Below are 24672 nucleotides of genomic sequence, written 5' to 3'. Positions count from 1 at the left end.
AGAGACTGGTCGCCGCATAGGAACAAGGCACGCTCCGGGCACCCGTCGGAATCCTCCTAGCTGCGTCGCCAACAAACCCCGATATCCCTGCGCAGAGCGCCTGCCACACCATCAAACATCCCTCCGCAGGAAGCCACACATGAGCCTGGCGCTGGTCCACAGCCGTGCCCGCGCCGGGGTCGACGCCCCGCTGGTGCGGGTCGAAGTGCATCTCTCTGGCGGCCTGCCTGTCACGCAGATCGTGGGCTTGGCCGAGACCAGTGTGCGCGAATCACGCGAGCGCGTGCGAGCCGCCCTGCTCTGCGCGCGCTTCGACTTTCCGCAGCGGCGCATCACGTTGAACATCGCGCCTCGAGCATGTCGCACCTTGGCGTCGTCGGGCTGCGGGCTCGGCTTCACCTAAAATGGGTCAGAGCGAGCGGATCGCCTCTAGGGGCGTGATTGCTGAGGCCTTCAGTGCCGGAACCAGGACCGCTGCTTGGCCTAGCAACCACAATGCTATAGCACTCACCGGCAAGTAGGCTGCCGGTAGCCTTGGCAACTCGTAGAACCGCATTAGGCCAATATTCATCGCGTAGGAAAGGACCAGTCCAACCGCAATGCCGAGACTGACGATCAGAAAATTCTCGATCTGGAAGTAACGCAGAATATCCGATCGCGTGGCCCCTAAAGCACGACGAATGCCGATCTGCTTCCGGCGCTGCTCTACCCAATAGCTGGCCAAGCCCACAATTCCCAATGCAGTGGCCCCAAGAAGGGCAATGATCACTGCGGCAAGCAACCCCATCATGACCTTGGCACCGCGAAAGTGGTCTGACCTGAGTTCAGAGACCGGGCGACTGGCAGAATGGTCAAAAACCACATCAGGTGCAGCCGCCGATATAGCCCTCCCTACTTGGCCAAAGATCTGCGGAAGATCTTCCGGATTGGCTCGCACCAGGTATCTGCCAGCGAGCCGAGGCCCGGCCAATGCTGGAACGATGAGCGACCAGTCATTGCCCAATGCCTCTCCCAATCCCGGTTGAGAGACAGCAAGGTGGTCGACGGTACCTATTACCGTGAATCGGGTATCCATGGCCCAAATGCTTTGGCCGATTGCGCTTTGCTCCGGCCAATAGCGATCGGCCAACTGCCGAGTCACCAGCACCGGGGCGTTGGATGGGACGTACTGCTCGATGGGCGCATACTCGGCCGGCTCCGGCATACGACCAGACACCACATTCAAACCGAGCAACTTCAGCGCCACAGCATCCCCAAGGTAGAAATCCAGAACACCGCCAGAGCGCTCAAGCGCTTCGTCAGTGTTCACACCGGCACGGACTCCAGGATCGCCAAAGGGAACAGCACTAATGGCGCCCACAGCCTCCACACCTGGAATAGCCCGGATAGCGTTCATCACACGGGCGTTGATGTCATGTGCGTCTTCTGCGCTGAATCCGGAGAGCTGGACGATCCCAAGTGACGACTCCTGAACGCCACTATCAAGGTTGAGCGCTCGACTCTTCTCCATGAACATGAAGATTGCGTTGCATAGAACTGCACACGCTAAGGCTATCTCAATGGTGATCAAGAATGTGGCCAATTTGTGCTTCTTCAGCGCCGCCACGATGATTCCAACTTGCATGGCACACTCCTTCAAAGCAGCTTCAGCTGGGTAACCGGCTGGATAAAACTCGCTCGATACGCGGGAATCGCACCCGCCAAGAGGCTTGTGAGCAAAGATAGAATGACTGTGACCAGAAACATTGCGATGTCCAGGTGCACCAGATCTGCGTATGCTACTGGCTGGATGCGTATCATCCACAAGCCAAGTAACGTTAGGAACAAGCCAAGCACGCCGCCCAAAGCACCGATTAGACCGGCCTCGACCAGACACTGCGTGAAGATAGCGACTCTGCTCGCTCCCAACGCGCGACGCAGGCCGATCTCTCCGCCGTGTCTCATGAACTTCGCAAGCAGCAAGCCGACTACGTTTGCGAGGCAGATCAGAAGGAACGCGAAGGCCAAAACCGTCTGCACTTTTACGTCGCTGGGAACTACCTGATTGAAGTCCAGCCATTCCATCAGAGACCTCAACCGGGTGTTGTCGTCGTGCTTGATACGTCCAAGGCGCTTCTGCTCAGCTGCATAGTTACGGAGGAAGCGATCGTATCCCTGAACGCGCTCCGGACCACTCAACTTTACCCATAGCGCGACCGCGACACAGGGCGAGCTCTCGAGAACACCAGGACGATCTGGGGTAGCCCAACAGGTAAACGGTTGGAAGTCGCCCTCGTTGATCTCGAGGCTAGCTGAGAGAGGAAGAAACACATCGTCCGCTACACCGTAGAAGCCGGATGTCTCACCACCAGAGAAGCGCCCACCTCTGATCTTGTAGAACAGTGGGGAAGGACGCCATGGGCCTAGAACACCGATGATCTGAAGATTCGTATCTTTGACTCTTAAGCTCTGACCGACACTGTTGCGGCCGCCGAACAACTGCTGGTTGAGTCGATCTGAGATCACTGCGACACGGCTGCGACGCGCGTCATCCTCAGCACCCCAAGCGCGCCCGTACTGTAGCGGCACGTCGAACATCGCAAAGAATTCTGAAGTTGTTGAGATCGAAGAGATCATCAGCGGTACTCCGCCAGAAAACTCTGACCTAACCTTGACGGGATTGGATACCACCATCGCCTGGCTGTCCGCCTGCTTGGCCGACCATAGATCAAATGCGGTGCGGTAATCCATTACATCATAGGGCTCACGTCCTTTGGACTCTGGGTTCACATCAACTTGAGGGTAATAGATGTGCCCGCTCTTGCCTGGAAGAGGGTCTCCAGACAGGATGTGCATGACTGTGAGGGTTGTCATGCTCGCTCCGATGCCAACCGATATCGCCAGAATCACCAATCCAGTGATGACCTTGTTCCTTGCGGCGTTATGCAGCGCAACTTTCACGTAATAGCCAAACATCTAAGCAACCCTCCTGTGCTGTCCCACCTGTTCTGCGCCGGCCCATGGGGTCCGACTAAGCCTGCTGGACTGCGTTCTCATCCATAGTCCCAGCACTCTCTGACTCAAGCGCAAGAGTTGTATCAAACAGATTTCGGTACTCGATTCCGCCGTGCATGATCATTATCAGTATTTTGCCTTTCGTGATCGTCATGATCATATCCATGGCGATACGTTGGATGCCGGCGTCCAGGTTCGCAAGTGGCTCGTCCAATACATAGAGATCGGCCCTCTTGCTAAGTGCCATGGCCAAGGCAACCTTCTGTTGCTGACCCGCAGACAGCTGGTCAGGATAGGCCTCAAGAATCTCTGAAGAAAATACAGCCAGTGTCTTCAGAAGCTCTACGTCAACCCCAAGGTCCTTTATGGCGAGAGGAGGAAATGCGAGCGGCAGAGTGGATGAGCTGATTCGTGCAGGCAGTGAAAGACTGCCTGCTGTGGGCAGCAGGTGCCTCGCGAGGATGTTGGCAAGTGTGGTCTTTCCAGAGCCGTTGTCACCAGTGACGAGAACCCTCTGCCCCCGATCAATGACTGTGGATACATTTCGAAGAACGCTGGTTTGGCCGAAGCTAAAGGACAAGCGATCGGCTATGACACTTTCTGAATACCTAAATTCAGACGATTTTCGCAACTCAAGAAACCCTGAAACTCGATGAACCGTGGCGCCGTAGCTCTTCAGATCTGCCCAGTTCTTGAAGATGGCAATTAGGGTTGTAGCCGCACGCCAGAATGCGTTCATGAATGCAATGAACGAACCAAATGTCATCTTCTTCTGAAAGACAAATATCGCACCAACGAATATCGAGCAGACATCCGACAGAACCATCGTCAGATCACTTGCGCCTTGAAGTGTGCGCACCACCTTGAATCGACTGTAGCCTGCATCCAAGAGGCCGTGCATGCCTCTATCGAACGAACTCAACGTCTTGCTTGTCAATCCGAACGTCCCCACCATCTTCAGGCTTCCAACAGCTCTGGCAAGGACAACCAGAACCTGGGCTTCCTTTTCCCGCTCCGTAGATGTCAAAGCACTGATGCGTTTGCCGACCACCAAGCTGACAATCGTGGCAATTGGGATGATCGCGGCAAGAACTGCGAAGGCCTTCCATGAGATGTAGAGCAGTGCTATGACCAAGGCCACAAGCATGGAGATCTTGACTGCAACTCCTCTGACCAAGGCAAGCATTGGTACCAGACCATCCTTTACGTCAGATCTGATCCGCGAAATGTAGTATCCCACTCCGTTTCGCAGGAAGTCTTCGTAGCGTTCACTGTAGAAGACGCGCAGAAGTTCCTCACTGACTCGCCTCACAATGCGATTGTCCAATCGCTGCTGCCAAAGCGAAGTCACGTAGGCACCCACGTTGAGCGACACACCTAGCGCAAGATAGCCAAGGATCAGGTACATCAAACGCGAAAAATCGCCCCTCAACGACGCCTCATCAAGAATCGCCTTGATCAGGAGGGGGTGTATCAGACCTTCAAATGCACCAATTGCACAGGAGGTGATCGTCACCGCCACGTACTCATTCCGGTTCTCGCCTAGCAAACGCGAGAAGTCACGCCATGGTGTGTGGCCGCGGCCAGGATCCACCGCAGTGCTGCCGCTCGGCGTACTCATTCTTGTCCTATTCCCCACTCAGGCCCTTCCATGAGGGTAGGGCCCAGCTGATGGCCTGCCTGCACCTTCAAGAAGGGGGCGTCCAAGATGTCCAGACAGAATTCATCGGGATACGGCGAACTCAGTCGATGCAAGGCCCGGATAGCCCCAGCAACACCTGTGGCGTAGTCACAGGAAATGCGAAACAGGTTCTCTCCCGGTATCGCCGCTGTGTCATCGTCGCCAAAAACATAGATGTCGGTCAGCCCCTCATAAGGGCGATTGGCCAGATTCAGGTACTTTGCATCTCCTGAATATACATAGGCATCTACCAGAGTGTCTATCAATCCGGCAAGGCCGTAAATAAGACCCGGAAATCCGGAATACTTGCGGTAGAGATCCAAGGCCAGAGATTCAACTACATCCCAGAGACCGTACCTGATGGCGACTTTTATAATGCCTGCGGTACCCTGCTCCACGTAGGGTTCGTAGGTGGTTAGGCCAGTAGGTGCGGCGGCAAACGTGGTGATACCTGCCTCCAGCTCGTTTCCCTTCGACAGGTCGTAGGCCAGTGCCAACTCTCCTATCGCCCTCCACTTAGAATCGCCGGTCACTTGAGACAGCCGGAGGAAGAAAAGCGCCACTCCGGATTGACCATAGCCGAGTCCTACTCGAATGACGCCGTCGTCCTCCCAATAGATTCCGTTCTCCGTACGAACCGCAGATGATTTCAGCTGCAGACCGAGCTCTAAGGCAGTTTCCAGATAGTTCGTGCCTTGCGAGGCAAGAAAGGCTGCCAGATTCGCCATTCCGATGCCGGCTGCTCCGTAGTAGAACGAGATCTGGCCCTTCGGAACTGAACTTCTGTTGGCCATGTCAATGAAGCCAAGCCCGACAGAATCGTAGCCCATGGCCAAATGGGCCCATCCGATTCCCGCCAGCCCCGTCAGCACACCGGGCGCTGTGTTCGCCTCATGAAGACGTCCTGCATCCGAAAAGTGCCGCTCGAGTACTTCATTGGCCACCTCGGCACCGGCGCGTGTGAGTGCGTAGATTACGCCGGACGAACCAAATCCCAAGCTAGTTGCATTTGTGGAGAGAGCAAAGGGGTCACAAGGAAACAGCGTGTACTTCGAATTCAGTCGATAGTTCATCAGAACGAACCTAGACAACCGTTCTATCAAGTGCTCCACTGGCTCAGAAGAAGCCTCGCGCATACCGTACGGCTCATCTATTGAGGCTCCTACCTGTAGCCTTTCTTCGGCCTCGCGAAGATCGATCCGTCCCTGCGCGAGACCACGAATCACATCGAGCACCGGGGTCCCTTCCCAGCCGATATCCTGGACGAGAATGGGAAGGACGTTGTCGAAGAGGTCGTCTCTGACATACGCCATCGCCACGATCGGAAACATGGAGTACATCATGATCGCCGAAACTGCGTACAGGTCATCCTCGATGCTGCTTACCTTTGTCCTGCTCTTCATCTTGCTTCTGAATCCAGGTGTATGGATGTCGTCGGATTCTCCATGAGACGGTCGGAATGCAGCTTCCAGGTCAATCAACCGCACCTCCAGGGATTCCTTCTTAACCAGAATATTTGGGGGTGACAGATCGCCAATAACCATTCCTGCCCTATGCGCCAGATCAACGACTCTGAAGAGATTAATGAAGATCGTTCGATACATCCCATAGAACTTCTCACTGTCTGCCACCGTTGGGCGCACCGTCATCAGCGGCGAGAACTGGAGCATGACCTGCCGCATGTCGAGAGCATCGAAATGCTCCTCAACGAGGTAGAAATTCTCCCAATCCCAGAACGAGTCCAAGACTGCAGGGGCGACTCCCAGCGGACTGAGGATGCTCAGATTCGACATCTCTCTTTTCAGGCGGGTGGTTGCATCTCCGCCATTTTCATAGAGCTCCACATGGGGCCTGGCCTCCTTGATGACGACTTGGCGACCGGTGAGAGTGTCCTTTGACAGGTACACTCCACCAGTGTTCGAGAAGCCCAGCGCGCTCTCGATCAAGTAGCGACCGTTGTTCAAGACCATCTCCCCTGTTTCCTCTTCCTCGGCAGGGAAGGGATCCTGAGCCCACTCAGGAGTCTCGAAGTACGGGGTCCGATGATCAGGGACATGGTCTCCTGACGGTGAAACAAGCATCGGGATCATTCTTCCCATGAAGTCCAGACGGTTCACTTGGATGATGCCGCCGTACCGGTAGTAGATACAGCGGCTGTCTTTGTAGCGCTTGTCGGACAGGATGTAAGATCCGACATTCGCCCCCACCTCTTGGTACATCAGCTCGATGAGTTCTTTGAACTCAGTCTCCGTATGTGGGTAGACCGTAATGAACTTCCCAGATCCACCTCGGGGCCAACGCTTGGATGTCATCATCCTCATCGTGCGGCAGTCGTTGGCGAACTTAAACTCCACATCACGCTGAAGCAGAAGCTCAGCAACACGCTGAAGAATCTGCTTGCAGTTATCTTCGATTGCTGACAAATGGATCTTCCAACCCTGAGCTGGAAGCGACCGCGAGCCAGACCTCGCGAGTGGCAAGACATGGGACCACACTCCGATCCGGCGAATGCCCCAGCCTTGCCCATGCGCCACTAGAAGCTGATCAACAATCGACACTAGCTCATCGCTCGGCCTGTAATGCTCGTAGTTCGGCTCGTAGAAGCGCTCGTCGCTGCTGATGAAGTTGACCTTGTCAACATGCCGCAGCTCGCGCAGCGTAGGTTTTCTGGAAGACATCACGCGCTATCCTTGGAGATGATCGGCCCGCAGTCTCCAACCGAGCACTGGCAGCCGGCATTGTCATGGGAGGGCGCCAGATATCCGGCGCCCTCCTCTAGGTCAACTACTGCAGTTTCTGCTCCTCCGTGGGGCCGCAGCATGAATGGGTCGAACTGGTAGAGCTGTTGCCCATCAGGCTTAACGAGGTATCCAGAGACAGGCGCTGCAGATTCAGTACACGATTCATTCTTTCTCTCCTTAGTGACTCAAGGTAGCGTCACTCTCCTTGGCTCATCGTCCCTGGATGAGCGCGCCCCCTGAGTTGGCACTTACTCACGACAGCTGGCGGATCACACGATCAGCTGACGACTCTTGTGTTAACGCTCTCCTTCCACAGGCGTGGCGCAGCAGCTGTGCTGGGAGCTGGTACAGCTGTTGGCAAGCGCAGACACGGTGCTTTCCACAAGCAGTCTCTGCAAGTTGAGAACTCGATTCAATGAAGGATCCTCTTTCTGATAGGAGATTCGCCGATGAGTCACTCTCGGCCATGTCGCTGGGTCGATAGCGTCGATGATGAATCCCTTGCGGTAGATCGATCAGATTGGTGTGGCAATACATGTGGTGTAGCCGGGACACCTAGGAAGCCGGCGGCGACACGTCATGCAGCAACAGCTATTACAGCCGCGGATCCTCTACGTTGCCATCACAGCAGCTGTGTGTGGAGCTGCTGCAGCTATTGCCCATCAGGCTGACATTGGTATCGAAGGCCAAACGCTGCAGATTCAGTACACGATTCATGACATTCCTCCTTGGTTGACTACGAATTTCCGATCAACCCCAGCCAAAGGTTGGGTAATCGGCGGCACACTGCGCATCTGAATGATCAGACGCGCAGATTGGTACGCGGAGAAGGATGGATAAGACCACCCCGGGGAGAAATGTTCCTGATCCCAGGAGATGGGGCAATTGAGCCTCTGAACTCACTCCATCACTTCTTCGCCATAGAAATTCCTCTCATAATTTTCATCGTGCACCGCCAACGGCAGGGAATGGCAGCACACATCATTGCTCCACATGTACTCACCAGAACCGGAAACTGATCCTTAGAGACTCACAGGCTGAGAACCGATTTCTCAACATGTTGAACGAGCGACTTACTTTCGGCCCGCCAGAGATACTGCATACCAGCGGCATCCAATTGCCAGACGCCGCACCGACATTACTGTCGCAATCTCCCTGATAGGCAGATAAGAACAAGGCATCGAACTTTTGGATTTCTACCGTTCTTCTCCGGATCACGATGGACTCAGTGTTGGATACTCTTCTGTCACCGACATCAATGAAATGACAATTGATTCTTCCTATCGGCGCTCCATTCCTTTCTCGCAGACTTGCAAACACCGTGATGTAAAGGGCTTTGGTCAGATCTTGAATTTCATATTCACCCATCAGCCGCGCATTGGGACATCTCATTTTCAGCCATATGCGTCACTTTGGCGGGAACAACTGTTGACGATTAGCGCTACTCGCCTTTTGGTCACGTGGACCCGTTTCTATGAGGCAACGCTTTGGAGCCGGAACTTGGAATTCCCCGAATCCATGATGTTCCATCAACCAAAGAAGATTCGCCTGTGCGTTCGTACACGATGATTCGGGCTTGCCCGGGACCCGACTACTGACTCCAACTTCCCACATCTCGATCAACGCCTACTTCAATGTCCAAAGTGACGGGCGTCGCTGCGTTGCCCATCACAACTTTCATTCAACGTTAGGGCATTTCCTAGCCGCGTCTGATGCAGTCCCCGATGGCTGACCGCCGATTGCTGTTGCACTATTCAATGTCTTTAAACGGGAAACCACACATGGGCCTGGCGCTGGTCTACAGCCGTGCCCGCGCCGGGGTCGATGCCCCGCTGGTGCGGGTGGAGGTGCATCTCTCTGGCGGCCTGCCTGTCACGCAGATCGTGGGACTGGCCGAGACCAGCGTGCGTGAGTCCCGCGAGCGCGTGCGCGCCGCCCTGCTCTGCGCGCGCTTCGACTTTCCACAGCGGCGCATCACGCTGAACCTCGCACCCGCCGACTTGCCCAAGGAAGGCGGCCGCTACGACCTAGCCATCGCGCTGGGCATTCTGGCGGCCAGCGGCCAGGTCGATCCGCAGTCGCTGCTGCAGTACGAATTCCTGGGCGAGCTTGGCCTGACCGGTGAACTGCGGCCGGTGGCCGGCGCGCTGCCGGCGGCGATTGCGGCGGCCGAAGCCGGACGCATCCTGGTGGTGCCGCCGGGCAATGCCGCAGAAGCTGCTCTGGCCGAGCACGCCGATGTGCGGGTGGCCCGTACCCTGCTGGAGTGCTGCGCCGGATTGGGCAATCCGCGCCTGCTGCCGCCCGTGGAACGCGTGGACACGACGCCATTGCCGCTGCCGGATCTGGCCGACGTGCGCGGGCAGGCGCATGCGCGGCGTGCATTGGAAGTGGCCGCAGCGGGTGGGCATCATCTGTTCCATTTGGAAGCCATTACACCCCTTGTTGAAAAGCAGCAAATTGGAGAATTTGCAGCGTTGCTCACTCGGCTCTAAATATTCGTTGTGGCAGTTCCGCCACCCGCTGCTGAGGCTAGACCCGCAGTCAGGCCCCCCCCCCAATAAAGGGAAGAAGCATCCAAAATTTGTAGACGAACATGACGCACAAAGAAACAATTTCAAACTATTCGAGGTATCGCGGAATACTGCAGGTTGAACCTGCACCATGGAACACGGCAGAGCCCAAGAAGAAGAATTCTTGCGTGGAGGGGTGGAGGCAGTTCCTATCCGAACTCAGCAAAGACTCATACCTGTGGACCTTGTCATTCATGCGTCCCTATTCCGACTCCCAATGCATCAAGGCTCTTTGGGAAGCAACGAAGTACATCAACAGAGAGATGTGGGGACCTAGATGGTCGAAGAAGAGGGCTGGCATGCATGCTACGGTCGTCGCGGAAAGGCACCAACTCAGCCAGGAACTGAGAGGCAGGCTACATTTCCACGTGCTGGTGCACGACTTGGAGGATGTATGCGAGGAACGTCTTAGGTCCGCAGTGATTCGCACAGCAGAATGGCTTCGTGACGAACACGGACAGACGATGTCTGCGGCGGAGAGAACGGATGTCCGAAAGGTGACCGACAGCGACGGTCTTGCGTCCTATTTGGCTAAGGACATTGGCTCATGGCCGAACGAGCGGGGTAACAGCGTGTTCTTCATTCGCCCGTCGGGCCTCGAAGGTGTCGTAGTCGAGAACATGACGTCAAAGCAGCTTCAGCGCCTTCACTAAGCCCAAGATTGCTCGCCTGTCCTAGACTGCTGCTGTCAGCAGTCTTCTGAGCGCATCAAGCCTACCCTTCAGCATTTGGCCCTCATTTGGATGAAGTCGTTGCAGGCGAGCAACTTGCCCCGCCACACTGCTCAGGCGCCTCAGCAGCTCATCTGAAGGCCCGGCTAGTGCCATCCGTTCCAGGCCATGCACAGCCCCCCGTATCGCGTGTCGTTCCTTTTTCGTAAGGGCGACTCGGGTATTAGTCTGAAGCTTTGTCACTAGAACAGGGCCATTAGCCCACTGAATCTGCTGCTTTGCTCTTTTGGGGCGATATCCGTTCCGCCCCATCATCGTATAGACGCGAGATATGCAAGCAGCAAGCTCCTGTCTACTGAGCTGATTCACGGACGACACCGATACGTCGTCAACATATCGGGAATAGCGAATGCCCTCACGAAGCAGCTCCTCATACAAAGCATGCTCTTCGCGCCAAAAGGCCAGATTTGCGAGATGGGAACTCGTTACGGCACCCTCAGGCAATGCCCCGTTCAGCGTAGTCAGCTGAGTCAGCAGTTCGCTCACCTCAGTAGAGAAGCCGAAGAATCCTCGCCAGATGCCAAGCACGGCCGGTGAACTGGTGGCCGGAAAGAAGCCGGCTACGTCCTCACACACGACCACCGACGCTCCAACGTGCAGACGAGCATTTGCAACTGCGTCCTTCCCTTTGAGACTTCCGGTGAGGTAGTCCGGGAACCTGACTTGGTCCAGAATCCGCTCTTTAATCCGGACTTGGACACCTTTCAGCTTCACCCTGGCGTCGACAGGACGTCTCACAGAGCCATCAGCTTTTACGATTGGCTTTGCCAATCTGTAGCTATTGTCGGCATCTTTGGCTATCTGCAGTAGTTTGTCGGCTGGCACGCCGAGCGTGCGAGACAGCGCCGCGAGGCTTTGGATGCTCCCATGAAGGTAGCTAGGGGGGGGCACTCGGCTCATTCAGCAGGTCCAATGCCACCATGGCCAACTGACCGGCCAGCTCGGCATTGAGACCAGCAAGCTCGCCCTTCTCGGCACCCAAGAAGAACAGAATCTCTGTCGGGATACCCAACGCACTGGCTATAGAAGACACAGTAGATAGCGTGGGGTCTCTCTTGGAGTTCTCCAGAAGCGACAGATATGAAACCGAACATCCTGCGCGCTGCGCCAGTTCCGCTTGGCTTAGCTGACGACGAATGCGACACATGCGTATCGCGCTCCCGATGTTCATAAGAGGAACCTCCAGAAAACATGAAAGGCTTGTTGTGCATCGCCTATTCCTTCACTTCATCAGTTCGGACACGTTCGTCAACAACCGAACTAAGTCCGCGATTAGCGTAAGAACCCGAAAGCCCAATGTCTCCTTGGCCTTCAATTTCTCGATGTCGTTGCTCTTTTCAAGCAGGGCAATGACAGCGTCAATTTCCGCGATAACACTTGTATCGAGTTGGCCTTGATGAGCGTCACGAATACGTTTGAGTACTGCAACGCTGTTCTCTGTCGTGCGAGCGTCCAATGGACTCTCCTTCAATCCGGGCGACATTGCCCGTGCCCATAGCAAGAAGCCGGAAGGGGCCAACCCGATACAACAAGCCAATCACCATTAAACGCTCTGTAACGTGCCCACCAACTTGCACATCACTTCGTACGACGAATCGGGCCTAGGCTCGAGACGTGTGCACAGCGCATAGCTCCATGAATGGACATGAAGCGTTCTCACTTCATCGAGAACCGATTAGCTAGCTCTTGCTTTCAGCGAACAGAAGGAGGAACTCATACCACCGAGAACATCAACCGAGCGATGTCACTCGGCCTAGGACCCAAGATAGGGGCTCAGAAGGGTCCTGTCAATATTTTTTGACTGTCAGTCAATACGCACAGCTGGGCGGGCTAGCGATAGCCAGTCTGGCGAAGCACGTCAACCAACGATAGGCATCCAATGCCGAAGTGGGCGCAAGCATTGGGAATCTTAGGCTTTGAAGCCTTCCCCATCGTTTCGTAGGTGACGACGCTTCTCCCCGCCGAAAGAGCGTATGCGACCACCCACGGGTCCGCACCGGACCTGTCTCGCTCATGGTCTGCCAAGTTCGGGAAAGCGATGAGAACATCCCTCAGTGCGGTCTGCACATCTGCGCTGGCAGGTACAAACAGCTTTTCCTGACTTTTCGTCCAAGCCGATAGCTCGTCTTCCTGTCGGTGGAGTTCATGCCTGACTTCGTCAATAGCAGCCACGTGCCCCTGGTCGACCAGGTTCTCCAGCCACCCCCAAATGGGCTGGAACAGGTCCGGGGGATATCGGCGAGTCCAAGGCTCTATGAGTGCACTCGTATCAAAGCTATAGCTCATCGAAGTGTCTCCGGCATCCCTACCTCCGCCTGAATTTTCGGCAGATGCAAAAGCTTGGTCCCTAACATGCGAGAGAGTTCAGTCCCTGTAATGAGCTCACGCTGGTACGCATCAACCACCAAGCGGGTGAATACTCTCCCGTTGTGATTCACCACACGCCGGAAGTACTCAACGAACCCTCCGTCGTCGCTCGAGGCCCCTTCCATTGCCCGCTGTTGTTGAGCTCGCCAATGTCCATAGAAGTCAGGGGATGCGGCACGCCCAATCACTAGACGACGAAGCACAACCTCTGAAGAGGTACCGAACTGCCTTGATAGTTCAATTAAGGAGGAATCATCCCACTCACCTTCTGCGTTCCGCCGCGGTCCCTCAACGACGGTCCGTGAGCTTAGGAGCGCATCCATGGGCACCAATGCGGCGCCGGCAATGTGGTTGCAGAAGACCTCAATGCTCTCCTTCAAGGGCGAACGCGTTCCAGTTCCATCCACAAGGTCACAGAGACTGTCTTGTCCCAGTGCAAGGTGGCCGAGCTCATGAAGCAGGGTAAAGGTGCGACCTGCCGGTGCATCACCCCCGTTGACAATGACGACTGGCAGCGGGAAAGACGCCAACGCGCATCCCCTCATCACGCTCACCGGAATACCGGAGGCTTGCATGATGAGAACACCCACTCGTTCAATCGCCTCCCGCCAAGTCTTCAACGCCGTGTACTTGTCGCGCCAAAGTCGGTTGCCGGGAGCCGGGACATCCAGCCAGCGCCTGAGCTTGGAACCAACGACTTCAGGGTCATCCTTAAGAGATGCCCTAAAGGTGAACTCAGGCAATGGGACCTCAAGCTCCTCAGCCAAGTCCAACGCATCCTGACGCTTAAGCTCGGCCAGTCGGAGCTCTAGCTCCAATGCGACCCCCATTCCCGATTCACTAGCCTCCGGAAGAGTTCTGAAGTCGACTTGTCGCCGTCCTTTCTCGGGCGGAGGCTCAGGAAGGAAGAAAGTTGCTGTTGGCCTTTTCAGCCTGTCCGCGATGTCGCGCAGCTGAGCCATGGACGGCTGCTCGATTCCTTCTTCCCAAGCCAATACACGCTCTTCCGCTTGACCAATAGCTCCCGCCAAGCCGGAGACGGTCAATCCAGCCGCTTCTCTGGCCCAAGTCAGCAACGCGGGAGTAACGAGTGCAGGTGGCGTTCTCATGTGTGCAGCATAGCCTTCCATGGCGGCGTGGAGTTCTCAATTTGTATACCTCATGGGACTACCGAACCACCGTTCCACAACTCATCCCAAAATGATATTCTCACAACCTCTAAGAGTTTCTGGACAACCAAGATGGAAGTCGTCGGCTACGCACGTGTCAGCTCAGCAGGCCAGTCTCTAGACGTGCAACTGGAGAAACTTTCGAATGCAGGATGCACCAGGGTCTACCAAGAGAAGCGCTCAGGACGCCAAGCCGAAAATCGCCCTGCACTTCAAGACGCCCTTGACTATGTGCGAGATGGCGATGTCCTAGTCGTTTCCCGCCTCGACCGCATCGCGCGTTCCGTACTGGACCTCGCCAGAATAGCTGACCACCTTAAGCACAAGAACGTCAGCCTCCGCGTCCTCGACCAGGGTTTGGATACAAACTCCTCTGAGGGCAAGTTGATGTTCAATCTCTTGGGGGCGTTTGCAGAGTTCGAGGCCGACATCCGCGCCGAACGCCAACGTGATGGCATTGCTCTCGCTCAAAAGAACGGAACCAAATTCGGACGCAAGAAGGCGCTCACTGAAGCCCAAGAGGCACGCATTAGGAAGATGCGACTGGAAGAAGGCTTCAGCATTGAACAATTGGCTGAGAGATTTGCAATTGGTCGAAGTAGCGTCTATCGAGCCTTGCAAGCTGCTCGCGAACAAGAGACCTAGCTCTTCTTAGTCCATCCCGGGACGGTGGCCGACCACACCCTGAACTCAGCGGACACGTCGTAGATGTCTTGGAAGAACTCAGCCACTACCCTGAGCGACTCAATCATATGATGAGTTAGAAGCGACATAGCCTGGTCTTCCCCGCCCGCGTACGAAACGAGCTGGGCTAGTGAAAGCTCACTGGTTCTGTCCGACTCGGAGTGGAAGAAGTCGTCATTGAACCATGCCCTCACCACGGCAGACGTGTTCAAGTTCGCGCCATCAACAGCCATCGACATCCTGCCCTCGAAAGCACTGTTCTCCCACCGCAGGCGATGTTGTCTCAAGCAAGGCCGCAAGTTCTCCACCGCCCCAAGCGAACGCAGCGAAAGAAGTTTGGTGAAGCAGAGAGGGTCTTTCTCAAGAAAGAAAGGCCGCATCTCCATGGCAAGCACCTTGACGTCAGAGTGCCTAGGCTTTCTCGAGGCCAATAGTTGCCCATTATTGAATGCTAGGCCAATGTCACCGATGGTCTGGCGCGCCTCGATAGAGCGCGTGAAACGCAGGAAGGCACGCTTCAGCCGACTGAAATCATCATCAGTCAGGGCAACTTGGCAGTCCACAGGTGCCACTAGGCGGGGGTGGGGCGGCAGCGCCTCTCCCGTCAGAGTACGAATGTAGTTGCCATGCTCATCGACGCAACGAATCTGAATCTTCACTCGGACTCCTCTATGCAGACGATGAGGGCTTCCCTGCACGACCGGCCCGCAACTCAGCAGCCAACTTTCGTTGCTCGGCTGGTGATAGCGTCGCAGCAAGAAGGATGATGTCACCTAGTACTTCGGTGTCAGCAAGAAGGTAAGCAAGTGGCACCCCCAACTCCTTCGCCAACCTACCAGCGGTCGCGAAATCTGGCTCAGAAGTTCCCAGCTCGTACCTTGTCACCCTACTGGACACGACATCCTCCGCCAACCCAATCCGCCGCCCAAGCTCTCGCTGCGAGATGCCCAATGCCAAGCGCGCGTCCTTCAAGCGCTTGGTGAACAGACTGCGAAGTTTTGGGAGCGCCATAAGCCGAGACGGAGCCATCCTGTAGCGGTCTACAGGATGGCCATCTCGAGCACTGCCGTATGCTACATTATCTGTAGCACGATGCCCGCTGGAGCATTGTTAGTTCTTGCGAGAACGGGCAACTGATAAGTCGCCGAAACCCTTGCAGGACAGGCATTCCCAGGGTTCTTGTGCTTGCTAAGGTGCATGTGTTTTAAGCAGCCAGAGCTACCGTGACTGGAGCGAGCTATCACTCAATGCGAGAGCCCCGCTCCGGACACGTAAGGACCCAAACTGGCGAGCTACCGGAAGTCTCACCGTCTCTTTCCTAGTCCAGCCATCAACAAGGATGCTTTCCAGCGATGAACCAACCTCTGAACCGTTCGGCCCCTGGGCAACCGAAGCGCATATCAATTGGCATTGCCATTCTGTCCGCTGCTCTCGTCAACGTAACAGCCTGCGCGCGTGACTCAGGGTCACATTCCCTCGATGAGATTGCCGCCGATTTGCCCAGCTACCTCGCACGCTACCCCGGAGTTCAACGAGGGCAGACGAGCTCCTGCATCGAGTTAAAGGTCGACTTAGTGCATGCCGTCAGGAACGGAAGTATCGATGCATCCGGCGGGCTCATTGACCGCACGACTGACCCTAGCCGACTGAGAAATGGTCAAGTCATCTACTTTGAAGGGCTCGCCAAGAATGTAATCGTCCCAATCAAGACTGCCAACGAGACTCTGTTCTCAGGGACCTTACAGACCGCTAGCTCAACAGATGGCCTACTCTTCCGTTCGTCGGGGCAAGCAACCAATGCAAGAGTGAATGAGGGCTCTCTGATGAAGGGCGGGGCTTCTTCCCCGATGATGGACAATAGAGGCGCTTACGTCTGTGGGTTTGGCGTGGCAGTCGTCGGTGGTCGCTTGAATGGAATTGCGGTTACGGATGCCATTGAGTTCACGCCACGATGAGTGCGAGGTCCAAACAAGTTTGGCTTTTCGTCGACTTGTGACCGAAGTACCTACCGGCCATTAGGCCCTTAAGGCAGAGAGTCGAGCTCTCTGCCTTATCGAGTAGACCTAGGCAGCGGGGGGCAGGTCCGCGATGTGGGCACTGTTCCTGCCTATTGGCAACACCATTCTTCGCCGACCATCCTTGAATGTGAGGAAGAGCTTGGGAGAATTGTTACCGTCCTTCGTAACAGTTGGTTCCCCTTTACCCACAGCCATGACGTCAATCCGACTCAGAAGGCGCGAGATGTGCTGCCTAAGCCTGACCCGGAGAAGATAGAGTTGCTGCGTCTGCGCTGACGCCATCTCGTCGTACAGGCGCAATAAGTTCTGAGCAAATGTGCCGGGGTCGTCAACGGTCATTCCAAGAGCCGCATCTTCCGTTTGGAGCTCTTCGGCGCGTTTCCTCTGCTCATCCGCCACCCCTTCCAGTGTAGCAATCACATTGACAAGGGTCCTAATGTTGGTGGGGGCCTGCAAAACAAGCTCCTCGGATAGACTCGCGAGTCGCCGTTCTGACTCGGCCAGCTCCAACGAAACTCGCGCGAGTTCAGTACGGATTTGCTGCCGACGCTGGTTGGTGTCCACACCAGCGAGCACAGCTGCCAAATCAAGCTGCCGCAGGGCGTAGAGAACGTACATCTCCACGTCAGCGTAGTTCCACGACCTGTATTTGCAATCCTTGCCACGGCGCCCCTTGGAGCATACAAGGTAGCGCCCGCCCTTGCGTCCGGGTCCCTTGTTCGCCATGGACATTGGAGCGCTGCACCAGTGGCAGTACACAAATCCAGTGAACAAGTTCGTCAGCGTCTCCCCCTGCCGACCAACGAGTGAAGCAATCGGAGCGTACTGCCTCGCGTTCACTCGCAGGAAGAGGTCTTCGTCAAGCACCTTCGGGTAGTAGTCCGGCACCTCGTCGCCGTCAGGTACTCGCTTCTTTACACCCGTCGCCGAGTCGTAATACATGCGATGGGGCTGATAGAAGCCTATGAGGGAGCGATTACGAAGAATCTTTGAGACGGATGAGTTTTGCCAGCCCTCATCAGGATTTCGGAAGCTGACAAAGCCGTTGGTGTTGAGGTACTTCACGATGCGTCCGCGCCCAAGACCGGCATCGGCCAACTCGTATATTTTTCTGACTGCGTCGACGCGTTCCGGGATGGGTTTGAACGAGCTAGTCGCTTCATCGAACTTCAGCCATTCCGGGGCTCTGCGACTAACGGGCTTGTTCGCAGCATTCCTACGCTTCGCCTGCCACGCTGCCTTCACTCGCCTGGACTTCGTTTCAGACTCTTCATTGGCGCGATGCATGACACTCAGCGCCATGACCAGCGGCGCGAGCCCCGACTCCTTATCCAGCACCTGCGCCCCGTCATCATTAAGCGGGACAATCCTGATGCCTTTGTCAATCAGAGACACCAGCAAAGACAGTGCATCCATCACCTTCTGGCGAGAGAGCCTGTCCAGCGACTCAACCAAGAGGTACGAGCCCTTTGGCACTCGGCCAGCGTCTACCTCTGCAATGAACTTCCCCAAGCCGTTGCGCAGGTTGGCGCCTCGATAACTGGAGACGCCCAAGTCTTGGAATGCACTGCTCTCCGTGAGCGTCAAGTTCTTCTCGCGTACAAACGCATCGATAGCTGCTTGCTGTCTTTCCAAGCTATGCCCGTCACTTTGTTCGGGCGTAGAGAAGCGGATGTACGTGTAGGCCAATGTCATGGGGTGTAATGTGCCACACATCGCTTGTTGATCGGCAGCCCTGGCTGCGGCAAGACACTGCTGGCCTCGCGCCTGCCCAGCCTGTTGCCGGATACCGAAGAGACTGAGGCGCTGCAGCTGGCCGCGATTGCATCGGTGAGTGGCGAAGGACTGGACCCACGACGGTGGCGGCAGCGACCCTTTCGGGCACCGCATCACAGTGCCAGTGCGGCGGCGCTGGTAGGTGGGGGCAACCCGCCCTGCCCCGGTGAGATATCACTGGCCCACCATGGAGTCCTCTTCCTTGATGAGCTTCCAGAGTGGAACCGCAGCGCGCTGGAGACCCTGCGCGAGCCGCTGGAGTCCGGCCACATCCGCATCGCCCGTGCGGCACGCAGCGTGCAGTACCCCGCGCGATTCCAACTGGTGGCTGCGATGAATCCCTGCCCATGTGGCTGGGCCGGCGACCGCAGCAATCGCTGCCTGTGCAGTGACGAGCGCATCAACCGCTATCGCGCGCGGGTATCCGGCCCGTTGCTGGACCGTATCGACCTGCATATCAGCGTGGCGCGCATGGACGCGGTGGAGCTGCGGGAGAGTACGCCGCTGGGTGAGCCCAGTGCTGCGGTACGTGCACGGGTGGAAGCCGCGCATGCCCGGCAGCAGGCGCGTGGCGGGCTCAATGCCCATCTGCCACCGGCGGCGCTGCGTGCCTGTACGAAACTGAGCGAGGGCGATCAGGATCTTTTGGAGCAGGCGATTGAGCGCCTGCAGCTTTCTGCGCGGGCGATGCACCGGATTCTGCGGGTGGCGCGCACGATTGCGGATCTGGCGGGTTGCGAGGTGATCCAGACGGCGCATCTGGCTGAAGCGATCGGATACCGGCAGCTGGACCGGGGAAAGCCTTAGAAGCACCGGTTGGAGAGGACGTTGGTAGAGTCGACTGTTAGTCGACTCGCGCGCGAAGCGCGGTTTTCTGAGGAGCCGATGAGTAGAGCAGTCGACTGACAGTCGACTCTACCAAGAGCAGGTCATGGCAGCGGATGGGTCAATGCCAGAGCAGGTCACGGCAGCGGGCAACCAAAGCGGGTCATGGTCGCCCGGCGACGCCAAGGGCGTCTCCCCGCACATCACGCCGCGGAATCCACGCGCCCACGCTTCGCCAGCAACGCCACCCGACGGCTGACCAGCGCGTGCAGCTCCGCCAGCTCCGACGCCCGGTCAGCCGTCATGTTCCCGCCGAACAACACCCGCGACAACGCCGCCTCGTCGCTGTCGTGCGGGTGCTGCCACCGGTCCCGGTACACCTTCTGGCACACCAGCCAGGCCAGCCGCAGCCCCCCACCGGGCAACGGGCGGACCACACGCTCGTAGACGTGCCAGAACTGGTACTCGGCCTGCAGGTCGATCACAGGCGCCACGGACAGCGCCTGCCGGGGCCGTCCATGACTCCGTATGCCGAACAACGGTGATCGCGGGTTGTACTGAGCCATGCCGACAGCATGACCCAGCAACATTGTGGGAACCTTGCGTCGCCGCCAGAAAATCCCTGTTGATTGCGCAAGGCGGGTTTGTGGACGGATCTGGGCACCTGCCTGGGGACCGCCAGGTGCATCCACGCATGGCGTGGATCTACTTAGAACGCCATCGAGGTACTGAACATCAGCTGCCGGGGGGCGCTGCGCTGCAGGGTCTGGTAATCCCCCGAGAACGACGAGCCGGCGATGGTGGCGGTGCCGATGTTGTGGCGGTTGAACAGATTGCTCACGTCCAGCCGCAGCTCCAGGCCCGGCACGGCGCTGTCCGCACCGAGGCGGTAGGCGGCATAGGTGTTGACCTGCCAGAAGGTCGGCACGCGGATGTCGTTCTCGTAAGTGAAGGGCTGGCGCAGGTAGGAGGTGCTGGTGGCACCGAAGCGCCAGTCACCGAAGTGGGCGGACAGGTCGCTGACCAGCGAGATCTGCGGGTAGCCCGGCTGGGCGTTGCCCTTGATCGGGTACACCGTGTCGCCCACCACGAAATCGCTGTCGTAGTACGAACGGGCCACGGCCACGCCCTGGTAGAACTGCAGGTGGTCGGTCAGGTCGGCGGTGATGCCGAGGTCGGCGCCGATCACGTGCATCTTCGGCATCAGCCGCACCGTGTTGATCTGCGCGAACTGGGTACCAATGGCCGCCGACAGCAGGCGGTTGCGGATGTCGTTGTAGAACACGTCACCGGTGATCGTCAGCCGGTCGAAGCGATGCGACGCGCCGACGGTCAGATTCCAGTTCTTCTCCGGGCGCAGCGTGCCGGCCACGCGGTCGAACTCTTCCTGGTCGGTGATGGTCCACGCGGAGGCGGTGTAGCCGATGTTGCCGCGCTGCGCCACGCGATAGCCGTTCATGGTATTGGCCAAGTCGATGAAGGCGTCGGTGGATTCGGTCGGGCTCCAGAACAGCGAGACGTGCGGCAGGAAGTTGCTCTTCGCGCGCAGCGTGCCGTTCACCGGGCGATCCTTGGCATCACCCAGGCCGCCACCGCTGGTGCGGAAGTCCACGGCCTTGAAGCCGACACCCAGCTTCAGCGTGTCGTTCAACACGATGTCGTCCTGCAGGTAGAACTGGCGCGAGCGGGTCACCCAGCTCGATGCGTTGTCGGTCTTGAACGCAGGTCCGTACACATCGAACGGACCGGTGGCCTTCAGCGGCGGGCCCTCGCCAAGCAGCGGCTGCTGGTACCACTCGGTCTTGGCCGCGGCCTTGCTCTTCTCCTGCCAGAAACCGGCGGTGAAGGTGTGCGCGCCGGTCTCGAACTGCAGGTTGACCATGCCACCCAGCCGATTCACACGCGGCGTCTGCACCTGTTCGGAGAACGGTGCGCCGTTGGGCGACGGCACGGTCGGGTCGGTCAGCGTGGCCTGGGTGTGGCTGTTGGCGTTGTACAACTGCACGTTGCCGCTCAGCGCCGGGTTGATCTGGAAGCGATGGTTGATCGAGGACACGCGATCGCGGGTGATCTGGCCGGTGTCGTACGGGATCAGTTCGGACAGCTCACCGCAGGTGTAGGCGCCGCAGGACTTGTCCGCATTCTCCGGCGAGGCTACGTACCAGGCCCACGCGTAGTCCGGATAGAAGATGTCGGCCTTCCAGCCCAGCTTGCGGATCATGTCGAAGGAGATGTTGTTGTAGCCCCAGACCTTGGCCTTGCTGTCGGACAGGAACACGGTGAAGTCACCCCAGGCGACATCCTGCTGCAGCTTCAGGTCGCCGCGCAGGAAGTTCTGGGTGCCCTCGCCCTGGTACTTGTCTGCAGACACACGCTGCAGGTCGACCAGCACTTTCGGGCCATGCTCGCCGAGCTGGCCACTCTGCCCGGACACGGTGGTGACCAACGTGTTGTTGCTGCCCACGCCCTGCTTCACGCGCAGGCTGGGCGTGTCCTGCAGCTCGCGCAGGCGGTATTCCAGGCTGCCGCCGTTGACGCTGCTGGAGAACACGCTGACCGGTGCGCCACCGGGGCTGACCGTGATCGCGCCGATGCCATCGGGCACGCCCACGTTCACCACGCTGGTGCCGGTGAGCGAGAGGAAGCCGTTGTCGTTCAGTGGCACGCCTTCGAAGGTGATGCCCATTTCATTCATGCGGAAGCCGCGCACGAACAGGCTGGTGGCCGAGATATCCAGGCCAAGCCCATCGGTGGCGGTGTAGCTGGCGCCCGGTACCTGCTTCAGCATGGCCAGGCCATTGTTGCCGGTGACCATCGCGTCGAGGTCTTCAGCCTTGATGATGTAGCGGTTGGGGCCGACCACCTGGGTAGGCGCAACGGCCGCGCCGCGTGGCGTGGCGATGACCTGCAGCGCGTTCAAGGTGGTGGGGGTGTCATGTGTGGCATCGTGCGTTTCTGCGGCGTACGCAGGTGCGGTGATGGCCGTGATGATGGCCAGAGCGAGGCGCGTCGTGGGTGGGGTGTTCATGGGCAGATCCAGGTGCAGGGAAAGAGCGGCGCAGGCGCACGCCCAGCACGTTGCAGCACCGGTGTCGGCGCCCTGGCTGGCGGTGCGATTGCGTTGAGGGAGTGACGGCGCGGTGCGCGCCGGTCAGCAGACGAGGACGATCATCTGCCGTGGGATTCGATGGGGTGATTTCGACGTGCGAAATTCTTGCATCGCACTGCCGCATTCGCCATTGCGCGGTGGTACAGCGCGGATGGCGATGGGGATGGGGGGGTTATACGTGGGTATAGCCTGGGTCGGCGCATACGGTGTGCGTGCGCCAACCAAGGTTGGCACCTACCAGGGCGTAGGAACGCGCTGTTACTGCAGGACGAAACGCTCAATGGCGCGCGCCACGCCTTCGTCGGCGTTGCTGGTGGTCTCGAACCGCGCCACCGCCTTCACCGCGTCGATGGCATTGCCCATCGCCACACTGGTACCGGCGTACTGCAGCATGGTCAGGTCATTCTCCTGGTCACCGATGGCCATCACGTTGGCGCGGTCGATGCCCAGGTGCTCGGCCAGCTTCTGCAGGCTCGGGCCCTTGCCGGCGCGGTGGTCGAACACTTCCAGGAAGAACGGTGCGCTCTTCAGCACCGCGAAGCGCTCGGTCAGTTCGCTGGGCAGGCGCGCGATGGCGGCATCCAGCACGTCGGGCGCGTCGATCATCATCAGCTTGATGAAGGACATCGACGGGTCCATGTCTTCCACGCGGCGATAGGACAGCGGCATCCGCGAGAGATGCGAGTCGGCCACGGTGTAGTAGCTGATGTCCTGGTTGGGCGTATACATGCGCCGGCTGTCCAGCGCCTGGAAGTGCACACCCAGGTCTCGGGCCACCTGCTCGCAGAACAGGAAGTCGTCGAAGCTGAGCGGATACTCGACCACGGTTTCGCGCGTGCCGATGCGCTGCACCAGGCCACCATTGCAGGCGATGCAGTAGTCGTCGTCGCCTGTGATGCCCAGCTCGTGCAGGAACGGTGCCAGGCCCGGAACCGGGCGGCCACTGGTCAGCACGATGTGCACGCCCAGCGCGCGCGCCTGCGCGATCGCCTGCTTGGCCCGCGCGGTGAGGGTGTGGCTGGGGTCCAGCAGGGTGCCATCCATGTCGATGGCGACCAGTTCGATGGTCGATTGCCTGCGGCCCATGTCCATTGCGTTCAACTCGTGCGGGGCACGCCAGTTTACCCCCTCATGCCCGGTTCACCTCTTTGCCCACGTTGGCCGGGATACTTCGGGAGCCTGTGCGTCCCCCACCGCAGGACGGCCCATTGACCGCCCTTCCCTGGAGAACCTTGCGACGCATGACCTACCGTGCCCCCCAAACCAATGACAGCGCGCCCCTGGCCGAGCAGATCGAGCAGATGATCGACGAATTGCCCGGTGAGCAGGTCAGTATCGGCACCCTGCTCAGCGCGCTGGGCGATGAAGGCCTGCTGCTGATCGTGATCCTGCTCTCGGCCATCTTCATCATTCCGGTGTCGATTCCCGGGCTGAGTACGGTGTTTGGTGCCTCGATCCTGCTGATCGGCCTGAGCCGCGTACGCAACCGCCCGCTGTGGGTGCCGCAGAAGCTGGCACGCCGCGAGATCGCCACCGACAAGCTGAAGGCCAACCTGGGCCGTGCGCTGAAGTGGGTGCACCGCATGGAGCGCCTGTCGCGGCCGATGCGGCTGGCGGTGATGGTGCGCTCGAAGAAGATGATGCGCCTGAACAACCTGATGCTGGTGTTCGCGACCCTGCTGCTGATGGCGCCGGCCGGGCCGATTCCGTTCAGCAATACCTTGCCGGCGCTGGCGCTGATGTCGTTTGCGATTGGCTTCATCCAGCGCGATGGTGCGGCGGTGGCCGCTGGTTATGGTTTCGTGGTGGCTACGGTGGTGTATTTCGGCGTGCTGCTGGGTGGCGTGGGGTTTGCTGCCGAGTCGGTGTTCAGCGGGCTGCGCGCGGCACCTTCGGAAGTGTAGAGCCGGGCCCAGGCTCGGCGGCTTATGGCTTTTTGTAGAGTCGAGGGGGGGTCGCCGGGGGGGGGGGAAATAGCTGGGGGGGGGGGGGGGGGGACGACGG

Annotated in this window: 17 protein-coding genes and 3 pseudogenes; 5 read left to right on the top strand and 15 right to left on the bottom strand. The window is 58.2% G+C overall.

The window, feature by feature from the left end; translation table 11 throughout:
- Positions 1-139: 139 nt before the first annotated feature.
- A pseudogene (locus tag ABE423_RS12525) lies at positions 140-352 on the top strand (magnesium chelatase domain-containing protein); the annotation flags it as partial.
- 57 nt (positions 353-409) lie between these two features.
- On the opposite strand, the gene ABE423_RS12520 reads toward ABE423_RS12525, so the two are convergent.
- The 5 genes from ABE423_RS12520 to ABE423_RS12500 form a co-directional block, all read right to left on the bottom strand.
- The gene (locus tag ABE423_RS12520; protein ID WP_125894276.1) at positions 410-1624 is read right to left on the bottom strand and encodes an FtsX-like permease family protein; all 1215 of its coding nucleotides are present in this window, start codon (positions 1622-1624) and stop codon (positions 410-412) included.
- 11 nt (positions 1625-1635) lie between these two features.
- Positions 1636-2955 (bottom strand): ABC transporter permease, encoded by a 1320-nt coding sequence (locus ABE423_RS12515; RefSeq protein ID WP_125894278.1) that lies wholly within the window; start codon positions 2953-2955, stop codon positions 1636-1638.
- A 55-nt stretch (positions 2956-3010) separates the two neighbouring features.
- Positions 3011-4615 (bottom strand): ABC transporter ATP-binding protein, encoded by a 1605-nt coding sequence (locus ABE423_RS12510; RefSeq protein ID WP_125894280.1) that lies wholly within the window; start codon positions 4613-4615, stop codon positions 3011-3013.
- Entirely contained in the window at positions 4612-7353 is a 2742-nt protein-coding gene (gene lanKC / locus ABE423_RS12505) for a class III lanthionine synthetase LanKC (RefSeq protein WP_346486230.1), read from the bottom strand. The genes ABE423_RS12510 and lanKC overlap by 4 nt, the downstream gene beginning before the upstream one ends.
- 657 nt (positions 7354-8010) lie before the next feature.
- Positions 8011-8133, bottom strand: a complete 123-nt coding sequence (locus ABE423_RS12500) for a class III lanthipeptide (protein WP_221740460.1) — start codon at positions 8131-8133, stop codon at positions 8011-8013.
- A 1064-nt stretch (positions 8134-9197) separates the two neighbouring features.
- On the opposite strand from ABE423_RS12500, the pseudogene ABE423_RS12495 reads away from it, so the two are divergent.
- Positions 9198-9833: pseudogene (locus tag ABE423_RS12495) on the top strand (magnesium chelatase domain-containing protein); the annotation flags it as partial.
- Between the two features lie 830 nt (positions 9834-10663).
- On the opposite strand, the gene ABE423_RS12490 reads toward ABE423_RS12495, so the two are convergent.
- The 4 genes from ABE423_RS12490 to ABE423_RS12475 form a co-directional block, all read right to left on the bottom strand.
- The gene (locus tag ABE423_RS12490; RefSeq protein WP_346486228.1) at positions 10664-11620 is read right to left on the bottom strand and encodes a reverse transcriptase family protein; all 957 of its coding nucleotides are present in this window, start codon (positions 11618-11620) and stop codon (positions 10664-10666) included.
- Positions 11598-11891, bottom strand: a complete 294-nt coding sequence (locus ABE423_RS12485) for a helix-turn-helix transcriptional regulator (protein ID WP_065197327.1) — start codon at positions 11889-11891, stop codon at positions 11598-11600. Before ABE423_RS12485 ends, ABE423_RS12490 begins: the two co-directional genes overlap by 23 nt.
- 51 nt (positions 11892-11942) lie before the next feature.
- On the bottom strand, positions 11943-12176 hold the full coding sequence (locus tag ABE423_RS12480) for a hypothetical protein (protein WP_346486226.1): 234 nt from the start codon (positions 12174-12176) through the stop codon (positions 11943-11945).
- 826 nt (positions 12177-13002) lie between these two features.
- Positions 13003-14049 carry an ImmA/IrrE family metallo-endopeptidase gene (locus tag ABE423_RS12475; protein ID WP_346486224.1) on the bottom strand — a complete coding sequence of 349 codons (1047 nt, stop codon included), beginning with the start codon at positions 14047-14049 and terminating at the stop codon, positions 13003-13005.
- Positions 14050-14328: 279 nt separating this feature from the next.
- Here ABE423_RS12475 and ABE423_RS12470 point away from each other — a divergent pair, with 279 nt between their 5' ends.
- Positions 14329-14901 (top strand): recombinase family protein, encoded by a 573-nt coding sequence (locus ABE423_RS12470; protein WP_346486222.1) that lies wholly within the window; start codon positions 14329-14331, stop codon positions 14899-14901.
- On the opposite strand, the gene ABE423_RS12465 is transcribed toward ABE423_RS12470, so the two are convergent.
- The 3 genes from ABE423_RS12465 to ABE423_RS12455 all read right to left on the bottom strand — a co-directional run bounded on the left by ABE423_RS12465 (position 14898) and on the right by ABE423_RS12455 (position 18593).
- Complete coding sequence (locus tag ABE423_RS12465; RefSeq protein WP_346486220.1) at positions 14898-15599, bottom strand: hypothetical protein; 702 nt, start codon at positions 15597-15599, stop codon at positions 14898-14900. The genes ABE423_RS12470 and ABE423_RS12465 overlap by 4 nt on opposite strands.
- A 10-nt stretch (positions 15600-15609) precedes the next feature.
- Positions 15610-15951, bottom strand: a complete 342-nt coding sequence (locus ABE423_RS12460) for a helix-turn-helix transcriptional regulator (protein WP_346486218.1) — start codon at positions 15949-15951, stop codon at positions 15610-15612.
- A 1052-nt stretch (positions 15952-17003) separates the two neighbouring features.
- Entirely contained in the window at positions 17004-18593 is a 1590-nt protein-coding gene (locus tag ABE423_RS12455) for a recombinase family protein (RefSeq protein ID WP_346486243.1), read from the bottom strand.
- On the opposite strand from ABE423_RS12455, the pseudogene ABE423_RS12450 reads away from it, so the two are divergent.
- A pseudogene (locus tag ABE423_RS12450) lies at positions 18513-19541 on the top strand (ATP-binding protein); the annotation flags it as partial. The gene ABE423_RS12455 and the pseudogene ABE423_RS12450 sit on opposite strands and share 81 nt — an antisense overlap.
- Before the next feature lie 221 nt (positions 19542-19762).
- On the opposite strand, the gene ABE423_RS12445 reads toward ABE423_RS12450, so the two are convergent.
- The 3 genes from ABE423_RS12445 to yidA all read right to left on the bottom strand — a co-directional run bounded on the left by ABE423_RS12445 (position 19763) and on the right by yidA (position 23760).
- On the bottom strand, positions 19763-20149 hold the full coding sequence (locus tag ABE423_RS12445) for a hypothetical protein (protein ID WP_121504208.1): 387 nt from the start codon (positions 20147-20149) through the stop codon (positions 19763-19765).
- A 119-nt stretch (positions 20150-20268) separates the two neighbouring features.
- Complete coding sequence (locus ABE423_RS12440; protein ID WP_346486216.1) at positions 20269-22587, bottom strand: TonB-dependent receptor; 2319 nt, start codon at positions 22585-22587, stop codon at positions 20269-20271.
- A gap of 339 nt (positions 22588-22926) precedes the next feature.
- The gene (gene yidA / locus ABE423_RS12435) at positions 22927-23760 is read right to left on the bottom strand and encodes a sugar-phosphatase (protein ID WP_032127107.1); all 834 of its coding nucleotides are present in this window, start codon (positions 23758-23760) and stop codon (positions 22927-22929) included.
- Positions 23761-23909: 149 nt separating this feature from the next.
- On the opposite strand from yidA, the gene ABE423_RS12430 reads away from it, so the two are divergent.
- Positions 23910-24572, top strand: coding sequence for an exopolysaccharide biosynthesis protein (locus ABE423_RS12430; protein WP_346486214.1), 663 nt, complete (start codon positions 23910-23912; stop codon positions 24570-24572).
- Positions 24573-24672 lie beyond the last annotated feature (100 nt).

It is taken from the genome of Stenotrophomonas sp. TWI1409 (assembly GCF_039673015.1).
GTDB lineage: Bacteria > Pseudomonadota > Gammaproteobacteria > Xanthomonadales > Xanthomonadaceae > Stenotrophomonas > Stenotrophomonas maltophilia_A.
This window is presented reverse-complemented; position numbering and strand designations above follow the sequence as displayed.

Excerpts from the sequence above, each read along its gene's own strand:
- ABE423_RS12520 (WP_125894276.1), bottom strand. The coding sequence starts at position 1,624 with ATGCAAGTTGGAATCATCGTGGCGGCGCTGAAGAAGCACAAATTGGCC.
- ABE423_RS12515 (WP_125894278.1), bottom strand. The coding sequence starts at position 2,955 with ATGTTTGGCTATTACGTGAAAGTTGCGCTGCATAACGCCGCAAGGAAC.
- ABE423_RS12510 (WP_125894280.1), bottom strand. The coding sequence starts at position 4,615 with ATGAGTACGCCGAGCGGCAGCACTGCGGTGGATCCTGGCCGCGGCCAC.
- lanKC (WP_346486230.1), bottom strand. The coding sequence starts at position 7,353 with ATGTCTTCCAGAAAACCTACGCTGCGCGAGCTGCGGCATGTTGACAAG.
- ABE423_RS12500 (WP_221740460.1), bottom strand. The coding sequence starts at position 8,133 with ATGAATCGTGTACTGAATCTGCAGCGTTTGGCCTTCGATACCAATGTC.
- ABE423_RS12490 (WP_346486228.1), bottom strand. The coding sequence starts at position 11,620 with ATGAGCCGAGTGCCCCCCCCTAGCTACCTTCATGGGAGCATCCAAAGC.
- ABE423_RS12485 (WP_065197327.1), bottom strand. The coding sequence starts at position 11,891 with ATGAACATCGGGAGCGCGATACGCATGTGTCGCATTCGTCGTCAGCTA.
- ABE423_RS12475 (WP_346486224.1), bottom strand. The coding sequence starts at position 14,049 with ATGGCTCAGCTGCGCGACATCGCGGACAGGCTGAAAAGGCCAACAGCA.
- ABE423_RS12470 (WP_346486222.1), top strand. The coding sequence starts at position 14,329 with ATGGAAGTCGTCGGCTACGCACGTGTCAGCTCAGCAGGCCAGTCTCTA.
- ABE423_RS12460 (WP_346486218.1), bottom strand. The coding sequence starts at position 15,951 with ATGGCGCTCCCAAAACTTCGCAGTCTGTTCACCAAGCGCTTGAAGGAC.
- ABE423_RS12445 (WP_121504208.1), bottom strand. The coding sequence starts at position 20,149 with ATGTTGCTGGGTCATGCTGTCGGCATGGCTCAGTACAACCCGCGATCA.
- ABE423_RS12440 (WP_346486216.1), bottom strand. The coding sequence starts at position 22,587 with ATGAACACCCCACCCACGACGCGCCTCGCTCTGGCCATCATCACGGCC.
- yidA (WP_032127107.1), bottom strand. The coding sequence starts at position 23,760 with ATGGACATGGGCCGCAGGCAATCGACCATCGAACTGGTCGCCATCGAC.
- ABE423_RS12430 (WP_346486214.1), top strand. The coding sequence starts at position 23,910 with ATGACCTACCGTGCCCCCCAAACCAATGACAGCGCGCCCCTGGCCGAG.